The sequence below is a fragment of the Pseudomonas sp. GW821-FHT01E05 genome, from assembly GCF_059422425.1.
In genome coordinates, this window is sequence record NZ_JBWKWW010000009.1 from 215,970 (window position 1) to 229,372 (window position 13,403).

The following is a 13,403-nucleotide window of genomic DNA, read 5'->3' on the forward strand; positions in this document are numbered from 1 at the left end:
AGGGACCAAACTCAACGCTTCTCCTGATGCCGTGGCCAGCTCAGGCTAAAACACGCCCCACCCAGACTCTTGCTCTTGCTGATCAGCGCCCGGCCGTCGTGCCAGTGAATGATCCGCCGCACGATCGACAACCCCAGGCCATGCCCACCGGAGGCGCGGGTGCGACTATCGTCCAGGCGCAGGAACGGCGTGAAGATTTTTTCCCAGGCGGTTTCCGGAACCCCGGGACCATCGTCCTCGACATCCAGCCGACAACGCTGCTGGCCGACCTGATAGCTGATGAACACCTGTGACTCGGCGTGACGCATGGCGTTGCTCAGCAGATTTTGCAACGCTCGATGCAAGTAGCGCGGCTCGGCCTCGACCCAGGCGTCATCACAGTCGTTGGCCGACAGACAAATGCCCCGCTGGACCTTGACCTCAGCTCGCAAAGGCGCCAACTCGCTGATGACCTGATTGACCAAGGCATCCAGATCGACCCGCTGGAAATTCAGTGCCGGCGAGCCTTGCTCCAGGCGTGCGTAGGTGAGCATTTCGTCCACCAGCCGATCGAGGTCCTGGATATCGTTGTCCATGCCCACCCTGTACTTCTCCCGCGCTTGCGGTGTGGTGGCAGCACCGATCATCTCCAGACCAAAACGCAAACGCGCCACCGGTGTGCGCAACTCATGAGACACGGCCCGCACCAGCTCGCGCTGAATCGCCAACAGGCGCTGCAGGTGCTCGGCCATGCCATTGAATGCGGCCGCCAGACGCCCGATCGAGTCGGCACCGCGAGCCGGCACCCGGGCTTCCAGGCTGCCCTTGGCGATCCGCGTCGCAGCCGATTCCAGACCGCTCAAACGCCGTTCCAGTTGCCGCACCAGCAAATACACAATCAAACCGATCAGGCTCAAGCCAAGCGCAGCAATCAACACCAGCCATTCAGGTGGATAAGGGTTCATCTGATACAGCGGACCGATTTCCAACACCCAAGGCGTCCCGACCATTCCGGCAAACACCCGGATCGAATCGCCCCCCTTGCCCAGCGCCATCACCGTATCGCCTTCGGCGACCCGGCGACTCTGGTCCTCATCCATATCTGCCTGATCGAGGGTGACCAGTTGCAGCTCAAAGCCAAAGCCCTTGTCTGCCTTCAGCGCCGCCAGGCGCTGCGGTTGCTCGGCGACCGGGTAACGCACCAGCTCATCGGCCAACAGGTAAATCGTTGCCCGCGCCAGTTGCTCACTGATTTGCTTTACTTCACCGGTCAGCAGCAGTTGCTCTTTATCGCTGACCAATCGATAGACCTTCGCCGCGTGCGGGCCGGTCTGTTCCACCAGCACCTGACCTCGCTGCACGCGATTGCGCTGGCTCAGGTCAAGGCTGGTTTGAGTGAAGGTCTGCAAGGCCAGAGGAATCCCCAACAAACGCTCCCACACCACCAACGCCCGGTGCCGCTCGATCTCGCTCATCGGTTGCAGGTTGTCGGCCATCAACGAAAACGTACCGTGCGCCAGGCGCTCGCGGTATTGCTCACTGCGCACCTGATTGAGCAGGTGCAAGGCCAGTACGCCAAGCACCGCGACCAGAATCAGCGCTGCGCACATGCCGCCGTAGATACGCAGGAAAATCGAGTTCACAGCACTACGTCTACGCAAGCTTCGGGGACAAACAGATAACCTTTGCTGCGAATGGTCTTGATCAGCCGCGGATGAATCGGGTCATCACCGATCTTCGGACGGATGCGCGAGATCCGCACATCAATGGAGCGATCCTGACCGTCGTAACCGATGCCCCGCAGCGCGGTGAAAATCTCTTCGCGGGAAAGAATCCGCCCGGCATTGGCCACCAACAACCACAGCAGATCGAACTCGGCACTGGTCAGCTCGATGCCGTTGTCATGCAGCCAGGCTTCGCGTAGTGCGTTGTCCACCACCAGCGGGCCGAACTGCAGACGCCTGAGCTTTTCAGGAGCCACCGCTTCAGGCGGTTCACTGCGGCGCAGCAAAGCCTGGATCCGTGCCAGCAACAAGCGCGGGCGTACCGGTTTGCAGACGTAGTCATCGGCGCCCATGTCCAGACCCAACACCTGATCCATGTCGTCGGTACGCGCGGTCAGCATCAGGATCGGCCCGTCATAACGATCACGCACATTGCGACAGATGCTCAAGCCGTCTTCGCCAGGGAGCATCAGATCAAGGATCACCAGGTCCGGTTGCTCGGCAATGATCCGAGCCGCGGCCAGCGCACCGTTACCTTCGATAGCAACCCGCAGACCGTTGCTCTCCAGGTACTCGCGGGTCAACTCAGCCAGACGCTGGTCATCCTCGACAATCAATACCTGCCAGGCTTCTTGCTCCACGGGTGACCTCTTCTTGGCAAAACCACATTCAGGAAGGATCCACCCGTCTTTTTGTAATGATTTGGGTGGATAAGACTGCATAGAGATGGGGCGATTGTAGCAACGGCTCCCCTTGAAAATACAAGCAGGTAAATGCGCTCGGTACCTGCGTTATTTTGTGATAGGGTTCGCGCCCGCAAAAATCCGTCCAAGGCTGTTTTCAACGGCAAAATTCAGTGACAAACGGTCTACTCCAGTGCTGTCGCGGCCTACACTGCGTTTGGCGGTTTCATACACAATTTACGCACAGCTTTATCCACAGGTAGCACGTTGCAATCGCCCCCCAAAACGCATTATCTTGTAGCCCAACGACAAAAAAACCCTACATGTAGGGTTTCACACAAAAAACCAAACACAAATCAGACAAGAAACTCAAGAGCTTTTCTTGCTCCTGCTTGGTTGAACTAAACACTTTTTCAGAAGACCAAACCGCGTGTGCGGATGGCAGCTGTTTTCCAGCCTCTGGCCGCGAAAACGGTACGGGTGTCGCAGTACAAATACTGTCACCCATCAGGAATTCGGTTTTGAGCCCTGTGGCTGCAAACCAAAGACTTCGGCATGGAAGCGACGCCCGAAAGAGCTCCTTCCTACTGTCCCGAAGTCGTTATGCCCGACGCTTGTCGGTTGTAGTGCTTCAGGACAGAACGGTGGGCGCCGTGACGGTGCCCAAACAAACATAGAGAACGTGGAGACACCCATGCAAACCGACACAACTCGCGAGAACCCGCAGGGCACCGCGCCGCAGGCCACTGATTCGAATCTGGATCTGTCCGCCACGGCGCCTGGCCAACTGCGCGTGATCAAGCGTAACGGCACTGTCGTTCCTTACACCGATGACAAAATCACCGTCGCCATCACCAAAGCGTTCCTCGCAGTTGAAGGCGGCACCGCCGCTGCCTCGTCGCGAATCCACGACACCGTTGCCCGCCTGACCGAACAAGTCACCGCGACCTTCAAGCGTCGCATGCCATCGGGCGGCACTATCCATATCGAAGAAATCCAGGACCAGGTCGAACTGGCCCTGATGCGTGCCGGCGAGCAAAAAGTCGCTCGCGACTACGTGATCTACCGTGATGCCCGCTCCAAAGAGCGCGCCACCCGCTCCACCACCGACGAGCCGGTACAAGCCCATCCATCGATCCGCATCACCCGCGCCGATGGCAGCCTTGCGCCGCTCGACATGGGTCGTCTGAACACTATCGTGACCGAGGCCTGTGAAGGCCTGGAAGAAGTCGACGGTGATCTGATCCAGCGCGAAACCCTGAAGAACCTCTACGACGGCGTGGCGCTCAAAGACGTCAACACTGCTCTGGTGATGACCGCACGTACTCTGGTTGAGCGTGAGCCGAACTACTCCTTCGTGACCGCTCGCCTGCTGATGGACACCCTGCGTGCCGAAGGCCTGAGCTTCCTCGAAGTTGCCGAAAGCGCCACCCATCACGAAATGGTCGATCTGTATGCCAAGGCGCTGCCGGCGTACATCGCCAAGGGTATCGAGTTCGAATTGCTGAACCCGGTTCTGGCCAGCTTCGACCTGGAAAAGCTCGGCAAGGCGATCAACCACGAGCGTGATCAGCAGTTCACCTACCTGGGCCTGCAAACCCTGTACGACCGTTACTTCATCCACAAGGACGGCATCCGGTTCGAACTGCCGCAGATCTTCTTCATGCGCGTGGCCATGGGCCTGGCGATCGAAGAGAAGAACAAAGAAGACCGCGCCATCGAGTTCTACAACCTGTTGTCGTCCTTCGACTACATGTCCTCGACACCTACCCTGTTCAACGCCGGGACCCTGCGTCCACAGCTGTCGAGCTGCTATCTGACCACCGTGCCGGATGACCTGTCGGGCATCTACCACGCCATTCATGACAACGCCATGCTGTCGAAATTCGCTGGCGGTCTGGGCAACGACTGGACTCCGGTTCGCGCGCTGGGCTCTTACATCAAGGGTACCAATGGCAAGTCCCAGGGTGTCGTACCGTTCCTGAAAGTGGTGAACGACACCGCAGTGGCCGTGAACCAGGGTGGCAAGCGCAAAGGCGCTGTCTGTGCCTACCTGGAAACCTGGCACATGGACATCGAGGAGTTCATCGAGCTGCGCAAGAACACCGGTGATGATCGTCGTCGTACCCACGACATGAACACCGCCAACTGGATCCCTGACCTGTTCATGAAGCGCGTCTTCGATGACGGTCCGTGGACCCTGTTCTCGCCGTCCGAAGTACCGGATCTGCACGACCTGACCGGCAAGGCCTTCGAAGAGCGTTACGAGTACTACGAAGCCCTGTCCCAGTACCCGGGCAAGATCAAACTGTTCAAGACCATCCAGGCCAAAGACCTGTGGCGCAAAATGCTCTCCATGCTCTTCGAAACCGGCCACCCATGGCTGACGTTCAAAGACCCATGCAACCTGCGCAGCCCACAGCAGCACGTTGGCGTGGTTCACAGCTCGAACCTGTGCACCGAAATCACCTTGAACACCAACAAGGACGAGATCGCTGTTTGCAACCTCGGGTCGATCAACCTGCCGAACCACATCACTGACGGCAAGCTGGACACCGCCAAGCTGCAACGCACCGTGAACACCGCCGTGCGGATGCTCGATAACGTGATCGACATCAACTACTACTCGGTGCCACAAGCGAAGAACTCCAACTTCAAGCACCGTCCGGTCGGTCTGGGCATCATGGGCTTCCAGGACGCGCTGTACCTGCAGCACATTCCGTACGGTTCCACTGCAGCCGTCGAGTTCGCCGACAAGTCGATGGAAGCCGTCAGCTACTACGCGATCCAGGCTTCTTGCGACCTGGCTGATGAACGCGGCGCCTACGAGACGTTCCAGGGTTCGCTGTGGTCCAAAGGCATCCTGCCACTGGATTCGCAACAGATCCTGATCGAACAACGCGGCCAGAAGTACATTGATGTCGACCTGAACGAAACCCTGGACTGGGCACCGGTCCGTGCCCGCGTACAGAAAGGTATTCGTAACTCCAACATCATGGCCATTGCACCGACCGCTACCATCGCCAACATCACCGGCGTATCGCAGTCGATCGAACCGACCTACCAGAACCTGTACGTGAAATCGAACCTCTCGGGCGAATTCACCGTGATCAACCCGTACCTGGTTCGCGACCTGAAAGCCCGCGGCCTGTGGGACTCGGTCATGATCAACGACCTGAAGTACTACGACGGTTCCGTGCAGCAGATCGAACGCATCCCGCAAGAACTCAAAGAGCTCTACGCGACTGCTTTCGAAGTGGATACCAAGTGGATCGTCGACGCCGCCAGCCGCCGTCAGAAGTGGATCGACCAGGCTCAGTCGCTGAACCTGTACATCGCCGGCGCATCGGGCAAGAAACTTGACGTGACCTACCGTATGGCTTGGTACCGTGGCCTGAAAACCACTTACTACCTCCGTGCCCTGGCCGCGACCAGCACCGAGAAGTCGACCATCAGCACCAGCAAGCTGAACGCTGTTTCCAGCGGCGGCAACCACGGTGACGATTCGGTACTGGCAGCTCCTGCCGGTCCCGCGCCAGTGCCAAAAGCCTGCGCTATCGACGAGCCGGATTGCGAAGCTTGCCAATAAGCTGAGCCGATAAGCGCTGCAAGGCGCTTGTCTGAACCCCCGATAGATTCTCCGGATTTATCGGGGGTTTTCTTTTGCCTGGATAAAAGTGGAACGTTGATCACTCCCATGCTCCGCAGCACTGTCGAGAGCCGGCGCGATGACGCCAGACCAGGCACCGCACGATCATCATGTCTAGTCCTGAAATAGGTTTACACCTGTTTCACCCTAACGCTCGATGACGCTGAACTCGCCTTACGCGACGTTCATGGTCTTGATCGTTCCCACGCTCTGCGTGGGAATGCCGCCCCGGACGCTCTGCGTCCGCTGTAGAGGTGACGCAGAGCGTCACAGGATGCATTCCCACGCGGGAGCGTGGGAATGATCAATGCTGGGCGCACACAAAAAAGCCCCTGCAATGAGGGGCTATTTTTGAAGCGCTGTCAGCCAGCCAGGCATCAAGTCATCTGAATGATGGTCTGCATGATGGTGCTTTGCGTCGAGATGGTCTTGGCGTTGGCCTGGTAGTTGCTCTGCGCCTTGATCAGATTGACCAGTTCGTTGGTCAGGTTAACGTTGGACTCTTCCAGGGAGTTGGAAACCACCGAACCCAAGGTACCTGTTGTCGGGGCGTCGTAGGCCGGAATACCCGAAGCGAACGTTTCTTTCCAGCTAGTACCGCCTACCGCCTGCAGACCTTGCTCGTTGGTAAAGCTGGCCAGGGAGACTTGGCCAATAGCCTTGTTCTGACTGTTACTGAAGTTGGCGAACAAGGTGCCGGTAGTGTCGATGGTCAGGTTGGTGATCTGACCAGTTGCATAACCGTCCTGGGTCGGCAGCGAGCGAGCAGTGTCAGCGTTGAACTGAGTCGTATTGGTCAGGTCGATCGCCACACCCGCAGCATTCGCACTCGAACCGTTGGCCGCCCAGACTCCGTTGGTCACAGTGCCTGGAACCCAGCCGACCAATTGCAGGCTGTTGGTTGCGTTAGGTGCAGCCGGCGTATTCGGTGGTGTGGCCACCGATACAAGTTTGCCTGCCGAGTCAAAGGTAATAGTCGAAGCGACGGGATCTGTCGCACCACCCACCGTCGGTGTACTGCCATTGAGGTTACGACCATCTACCAGGGTGTAGGTACTCCAGGTGTTAGCAGCGGTCTTGACCATGTATTGATCCATGGTGTGCTGATTGCCCTGACTGTCATAGATTGGCGTACTGAACGACTTGGTGTAGGTGTTGACGTTATTTGGATCGAACGGGAGAACGGTCTGATCGATAACCGCCGCGGTCGAACTCAGGTTGACGGTCGAAGACACCGCGCCAGTAGCCTTGGGCGCCAGGTTGGACGTGTCGATCCGCAGGTCGGTCAGCACACCGTTGACGATCTTGCCATTGGCATCCACACCATAACCTTGCAGACGAGCAGTGCCATCGGTGTTGGTGACATAGCCGTCCTTGTCGGTCTTGAACGTACCGGCACGGGTATAGGTCTGCGAGCCGTTGCTGCTCAAGACGAAGAAGCCTTGCCCTTGAATGCCCATGTCCAACACGTTGCCAGTGTTGTTCACATCACCTTGAGTGAACTGCTGGGAAACGTTGGCCAGAGCCACGCCATTGCCGACGCTTTTGCTACCCGAACCCAACTTGGTGGCCGAGTAGACGTCGGCGAATTCCGCACGGGAAGACTTGAAGCCTGTGGTCGCGACGTTGGCGATGTTGTTGCCGGTCACGTCCAGTTGTTTGTTGGCTGCATAGAGACCGCTAAGGCCGACATTGAAAGACATATTCCACTCCTTGCGCCGCGTAAGCTGGCTCTATAGACCAATAGTTTGTACTTTCGACAGGGCAACAGCGCCCAGACCGGCAAGGTTGAGCATCATCTCGCCACCTGTTTGACTCAAGGTCACGCTGTTGACCGTTGCCGGTAGATAAGTGACCAAATCCGTCGACTTGCTATCGATCGTGGCATTCGCCTTGAAGGTATAAGTGCCCGGATCGACCTTGACACCGGCATCGTTGGTGCCATCCCAGACAAAACTGGCGTTACCGGCGCTCTGGCTACCCAGGTCGATGGTTTTCACCGCATTGCCGTTTTTATCCGTGATGCTCACGGTAGCGTCGGCAACCGACGAGGGGATCACTGCACTGCCCGTCAGGCTCTTGGTTGTATCGACCACGGCTGTACCGGTTTGAGCAACCACCGAGCGACCCACCAGGGAAGAAGCCTGCAACGCCTGCGACGACTGGAAGGTACTCGCGATGGAGTTGACCGAAGTGTTCAGCGTGGTGATGCCTTCCAGGCTGCTGAACTGAGCCAGCTGAGCGACAAACGCACTGTTGTCCTGCGGCGACAGCGGGTTCTGGTTCTTCAACTGGGTGACCAGCAGCTGCAAGAAAGCATCCTTGCCCAAGGCATTCTTGCCCGTAGTGCCACTGGTTGCCGCCGCAAGACCCGAGGTGCTGGTGGTACTGGTCTTGACCGAAGAGTTAGCAAGGATCTGGCTGAGATCCAGGCCGCTCGTGGTATCGGTAACACTCGTCATCTGAGTCGCCCCTTATCACTGACCGAGGGTCAGGACTTTCTGCATCATGGTTTTGGCGGTGTTCATCATTTCCGCATTAGTCTGGAACGAGCGACTGGCGGAAATCATGTCGGCCATTTCCTCAACCACATTGACATTGGGGTAGTAGACATAGCCCTTGGCATCGGCTGACGGATGGTTCGGTTCGTAGCGCGCCTCCAGGTTGCTCTGGTCTTCAACCACACCCAGCACCTGTACGCCCTGGCCGGCGGCATCCTGGCTCTGGAACAGCGAACTGCTGCCGCCGCTCTGACCACCCTGAAACATGGTGGCGAACACTGGGTGACGGGCCCGGTAGGTCTGGTCGATGCTCGAAGACACGGTCTCGGCGTTGGCGATGTTACTGGCGACGGTGTTCAAACGAGTGGTTTGAGCACTCATGCCGCTACCGGCAATATTGAAAACACTGGCAAGAGACATGGATTACTCTCCGCGCAGGGCTGACACCAGCCCTTTGAATTTGCTGTTGAGCAGCGTGAAGCTGGCCTGGAAGTTGACCGCATTTTCCGCGTAGTTCGACTGTTCCAGCTGGGCGTCCACGGTGTTTTGGTCAATCGAGGGTTGCATTGGCGTGCGATACAGCAACGTCTCGTCGCCATTTCCCAGACCTTCGGCTTCGATATGACGGCTATTGGTCATGTTCAACGCGAAAGTGCCGCTCTTGGTCTTTTCATTCTGCGCAGCAAGCACGGCAGAGAAATCCAGATCCCGAGCCTTGTAATTAGGGGTGTCAGCGTTGGCGATGTTGTTGGCCAGAACTTCAGCACGCTGAGCGCGGAAGCCCAGGGCTTGTTCATGGATACCGAGCGCTTTATCGAAGCTGATGCTCATGCCGGGAAACCTTCGGGTGACCAGATTTTTCGTGCGATGAACATAGCAAGCGTCGTGCCAATTCACGAAAGGCCGTAAACCGGGGCTTTGCGGGCATCGGCAAGGTGGCAATGCCAGAAAAGCGGCAACTGATTTCCGCCGCCTGCCGCTTTTCTGCCGCTCGAGATGTCGGGATGCATGAGATCCGTGATCGTTCCCACGCTCTGCGTGGGAATGCCGCCATGGACGCTCTGCGTCCGCTTCGAGATGTGACGCAGAGCGTCACGGGATGCATTCCCACGCAGGAGCGTGGGAACGATCATTTCGGAGGACAAAAAACGGGAGTCCCTGAGGACTCCCGTTTTTTATGACGCTGGCAAATCACTTCGCCTGGTAGATGATTCCAGGACTGCACTGGACCATCTGGTAGTGATCCGGCAAGCCATTCAGCGCTTCGGATGCGCCGAGGAACAGATAGCCACCTGGCTTCAACGTACTGTGAATCCGCAGCAGGATGTCCTTCTTCACTTCAGCGGAGAAGTAGATCAGCACGTTGCGGCAGAACACGATGTCGAACTTGCCAAGACTTGCATAGCTATCGAGCAGGTTGAACGAACGAAACTCCACCCGACTCCTGATCGGTGCCTTGATCGCCCAACGCCCCGGCCCTTTCGGATCGAAGTACCGTTGCAGCCGCTCCGCGGAGAGACCGCGGCCAATGGCCAGACTGTCGTATTCGCCGGTCTTGCAGTTGTTCAGCATGGTGCCGGACAAATCGGTGGCAACGATCTGCACACCCATTTTCAGCTGACCCATGTTGGTCCGCTCGAACTCATCGATCGACATGGACAATGAGTACGGTTCCTGCCCCGACGAGCACGCCGCCGACCAAATGCGCAGGCGCTGGCCAGGACTGGCCTTGATCGACTCGGGCAATACTTTGTTCTTCAATACTTCAAACGGATAGGTGTCACGAAACCACAGGGTTTCGTTGGTAGTCATGGCATCCACCACCATCTCGCGCAACCCGCTGCGCGGCTGGGTCTGAATGCGCTGAACCAGCTCACCCAACGATTTGATGCCCTGCTGCTCCATGAGTTTATTGAGACGGCTCGACACCAGATACTGCTTGTTTTCACCGAGCAAAATGCCACAGGCTTTTTCCAGGAAGACCCGGAACTGTTCGAAATCCAAATTACCCGTAGACAATGATGCCGCCTCTTAAATCGTGTTGACCGCCAAGGGCAAACGCCCTAGCTGTTATCTGCTGCTTTGATCCGGTCGATTACCCGGGACGCCAGGTCATCAGGACGGAATTTGGCAAGGAAGTCATCGGCACCGACCTTCTTCACCATCGCCTGATTGAATACACCTGACAACGAAGTATGCAGGATGATATGTAGCTTTTGCATGCGTGGATCGCTGCGGATCTCGGCCGTGAGCGTGTAGCCGTCCATTTCGGGCATCTCGATGTCGGAAATCATCATCAAGAACTCTTCTTCCGGCTTCTTGCCCTCCTCGACCAGCTTGCGCAGGTAATCCAGCGCCTGTCGGCCGTCGTTCAATGCCACTACATCGACCCCGACGGTCTGCAGACAACGCGTGACCTGCTTGCGCGCTACCGACGAATCGTCGACCGTCAGCACCCGCAGGGAAACCGCCTTGCGCTGCGTTTCAACGTCCACCACACCCGCCGAAATGGATTCCGACGCCGGCGCCACTTCAGCCAGGACCTTCTCGACATCGATGATTTCGACTAACTGATTGTCGACCCGGGTCACTGCCGTCAAATAATGATCGCGCCCGGTGCCCTTGGGTGGCGGATGGATCTCCTCCCAGTTCATGTTGACGATGCGCTCGACCGACCTGACCAAAAAACCCTGGGTCTTGGTGTTGTACTCCGTGATGATTACGAAGGGATTGCTTTGATCCTGCAAACCGCCAGAACCGGTCGCCATTGCCAGATCAAGAATCGGAATGGTCGCCCCCCGAATATTTGCGACACCGCACACGACAGGACTGGATTTAGGCAGCAGGGTCAGTTTGGGGCATTGCAGCACCTCCCGAACCTTGAACACGTTGATCCCATACAGCTGCTGGCCGTCAAGACGGAACAACAACAGCTCAAGGCGATTCTGCCCTACCAGTTGCGTGCGCTGGTTCACCGAATCCATTACACCAGCCATGCCCAGACTCCTACACCAACGCTTAAGATCCGATGCACATTCATCACTAAACGGCACGGGGCTTGCTTTTTAACTGCTATGAACGCAAAAACGACATTTTTCCGACACCTGACATCAACGTATCGCAAATTGCTTTGCGCGTTGTCAGCGTTGTGCTTTTTCACCGCTGGCAGCCCTGCCGTTGCTGACCCGGTTACCTTGCCTGATCTGCTTATCGGCGTCACTCAAGGCTTTCTTGAATTCACCGTAGAAGATTATCTGGCAACCAGCCACACCGAAGGACGCTACGAAATTCAGGTCAATCAACTCGACCCTCGCTTGCGCATGCCGCTATGCGACAAGGAATTGACAGCGACGCTGGAAAGTCCGGCTCAGCCTTTGGGCCACGTAATCGTAAAGGTGCGTTGCGATGGCGCCTCGCCCTGGACCGTCTTCGTTCCCGCTCAAGTGCGCCTGTTTCGAGAGGTCGTTACCACCACTCGCCCACTTAAACGCGCCGGCATCATCGAACCTGAGGACGTCATCCTGCGCGAGCGCGACATCAGCCTGATCAATCAGGGTTATCTGACGTCGGTCGATCAGGCCATCGGTCAGAAACTCGTCCGACCAATGGTCAGCGATCAGGTCATTACCCTTGTCCACATGGAACAGGCGGAGGTCGTTCGCAAAGGCGATCAAGTGGTGATATCCGTTCGCAGCGGTACGCTCAATGTGCGAATGCCCGGCGAAGCGTTGTCCAACGGCGGTCTGAGCGAACAGATCAGGGTCAAGAATCTGAACTCTCAACGGGTAATCAAAGCGCGCGTGACCGCGCCGGGCCAGGTGGACGTCGCCATGTAGGGAACTGGCGCTGCACTCAGGCGTTCCCTAAACTGTGCCTCAAGCAAGGCAGGTGCCGACTCGCGCCGGCTCATCGAAAATTGAGCCTAAAGTTTTACCGGGTATGGCCGAAAACATGGCAAGCGTCCAAATACCCAGAGGTTTTCTATCATGGTCATCGATTTCAGCCGTTTAAACAGCTCCCCCTCACCCACAGGCAGTACGCGTACCAGCGGCAGCAAGGAAACCGGCGACGCCGGCAAATCCGCGCCGGTGATTACCCCGGCCGAACAGGCCAGTACCAGCCAAAGCGGGGAGTCGGTTCACCTCAGTAATGAGGCTCAACAGTTGCAGAAGGTCACTGACACGCTGCGCGATCAACCTGCTGTCGACAAAGCCCGCGTGGCCGAGTTGAAGCAAGCGATTGCCGATGGCAGCTATAAAGTCGACAGCAACCGTGTAGCCAGCAAACTGCTCAACTTCGAAGCCCAGCGCTAGCCAAAGGCCTGCGCCAGGCTTTTGGACGCTTAAAACCCAAGGCCAGCCATGCACGACACAAATTTACTGCAACTGATCACTGACGATTTTGCTCCAGCTCAACAGTTGCTGGAGTTGCTGCAAACCGAGGCCCTCGCTTTGCACGGTCGCGACATGCCACTGCTCGAAGATATTCTCGCGCAGAAACAGGCGCTGATCATTTTGCTTGAACAGCATGGGCGTTTACGCAGCCAGATCCTCATCAGCCTGAACCTGCCGGCCAGTCGAAGCGGCCTGGAACGACTTGCAGAGCAATCGTCCATTGGCGATCAACTGCTGTCTCAGAGCGACGAACTCAATCAGCTTCTGGCCAACTGCCAGGCAGCCAACGAACTCAACGGTCGTTCGATCCAGATACAGCAAGCCACCACCGCCAATCAGTTGAAGATTCTCACCGGTGGCGAACCTCCTGCCCTTTATGATGCCCGCGGATCAACCTCCAAGCTTGCGAAGCCCCGCCCACTTAGTCAGGCTTGAATTCAGAGATGAGCGCTCTATCAAGACGCGAAACATGC

The 13,403-nt window shown here is 57.3% G+C and carries 12 protein-coding genes; 4 read left to right on the top strand and 8 right to left on the bottom strand.

Annotation, left to right across the window (positions count from 1 at the left end):
* Positions 1 to 11: 11 nt before the first annotated feature.
* Both AC07W5_RS21030 and AC07W5_RS21035 read right to left on the bottom strand, forming a co-directional pair.
* The gene (locus AC07W5_RS21030; protein ID WP_495012967.1) at positions 12 to 1,622 is read right to left on the bottom strand and encodes an ATP-binding protein; all 1,611 of its coding nucleotides are present in this window, start codon (positions 1,620 to 1,622) and stop codon (positions 12 to 14) included.
* The gene (locus AC07W5_RS21035) at positions 1,619 to 2,344 is read right to left on the bottom strand and encodes a response regulator (RefSeq protein WP_494993663.1); all 726 of its coding nucleotides are present in this window, start codon (positions 2,342 to 2,344) and stop codon (positions 1,619 to 1,621) included. Before AC07W5_RS21035 ends, AC07W5_RS21030 begins: the two co-directional genes overlap by 4 nt.
* Before the next feature lie 736 nt (positions 2,345 to 3,080).
* On the opposite strand from AC07W5_RS21035, the gene AC07W5_RS21040 reads away from it, so the two are divergent.
* A complete protein-coding gene (locus tag AC07W5_RS21040; protein ID WP_495024251.1) occupies positions 3,081 to 5,975 on the top strand; it encodes a ribonucleoside-diphosphate reductase subunit alpha in 2,895 nt (964 codons plus the stop codon).
* A 437-nt stretch (positions 5,976 to 6,412) separates the two neighbouring features.
* Here the strand turns inward: AC07W5_RS21040 and flgE are convergent, their stop codons facing one another.
* From flgE to AC07W5_RS21070, 6 genes are all read right to left on the bottom strand, one after another.
* Complete coding sequence (gene flgE, locus AC07W5_RS21045; protein WP_494993661.1) at positions 6,413 to 7,738, bottom strand: flagellar hook protein FlgE; 1,326 nt, start codon at positions 7,736 to 7,738, stop codon at positions 6,413 to 6,415.
* A gap of 30 nt (positions 7,739 to 7,768) precedes the next feature.
* A complete protein-coding gene (gene flgD / locus AC07W5_RS21050) occupies positions 7,769 to 8,497 on the bottom strand; it encodes a flagellar hook assembly protein FlgD (RefSeq protein WP_494993660.1) in 729 nt (242 codons plus the stop codon).
* A 15-nt stretch (positions 8,498 to 8,512) separates the two neighbouring features.
* Positions 8,513 to 8,956: a flagellar basal body rod protein FlgC gene (gene flgC / locus AC07W5_RS21055; RefSeq protein ID WP_494993659.1), complete on the bottom strand. Its 444-nt coding sequence runs from the start codon at positions 8,954 to 8,956 to the stop codon at positions 8,513 to 8,515.
* Between the two features lie 3 nt (positions 8,957 to 8,959).
* Positions 8,960 to 9,367, bottom strand: coding sequence for a flagellar basal body rod protein FlgB (gene flgB / locus AC07W5_RS21060; RefSeq protein WP_494993658.1), 408 nt, complete (start codon positions 9,365 to 9,367; stop codon positions 8,960 to 8,962).
* 360 nt (positions 9,368 to 9,727) lie between these two features.
* Positions 9,728 to 10,555, bottom strand: coding sequence for a protein-glutamate O-methyltransferase CheR (cheR, locus tag AC07W5_RS21065; RefSeq protein WP_494993656.1), 828 nt, complete (start codon positions 10,553 to 10,555; stop codon positions 9,728 to 9,730).
* Positions 10,556 to 10,599: 44 nt separating this feature from the next.
* Positions 10,600 to 11,532: a chemotaxis protein CheV gene (locus AC07W5_RS21070; protein WP_495012966.1), complete on the bottom strand. Its 933-nt coding sequence runs from the start codon at positions 11,530 to 11,532 to the stop codon at positions 10,600 to 10,602.
* 78 nt (positions 11,533 to 11,610) lie between these two features.
* Here AC07W5_RS21070 and flgA point away from each other — a divergent pair, with 78 nt between their 5' ends.
* The 3 genes from flgA (at position 11,611) to AC07W5_RS21085 (ending at position 13,365) form a co-directional block, all read left to right on the top strand.
* Positions 11,611 to 12,372 carry a flagellar basal body P-ring formation chaperone FlgA gene (flgA, locus tag AC07W5_RS21075; RefSeq protein WP_494993654.1) on the top strand — a complete coding sequence of 254 codons (762 nt, stop codon included), beginning with the start codon at positions 11,611 to 11,613 and terminating at the stop codon, positions 12,370 to 12,372.
* A 150-nt stretch (positions 12,373 to 12,522) separates the two neighbouring features.
* Positions 12,523 to 12,849, top strand: a complete 327-nt coding sequence (flgM, locus tag AC07W5_RS21080) for a flagellar biosynthesis anti-sigma factor FlgM (protein ID WP_494993653.1) — start codon at positions 12,523 to 12,525, stop codon at positions 12,847 to 12,849.
* A 48-nt stretch (positions 12,850 to 12,897) separates the two neighbouring features.
* Positions 12,898 to 13,365 carry a flagella synthesis protein FlgN gene (locus tag AC07W5_RS21085; RefSeq protein WP_494993652.1) on the top strand — a complete coding sequence of 156 codons (468 nt, stop codon included), beginning with the start codon at positions 12,898 to 12,900 and terminating at the stop codon, positions 13,363 to 13,365.
* Positions 13,366 to 13,403: the final 38 nt, after the last annotated feature.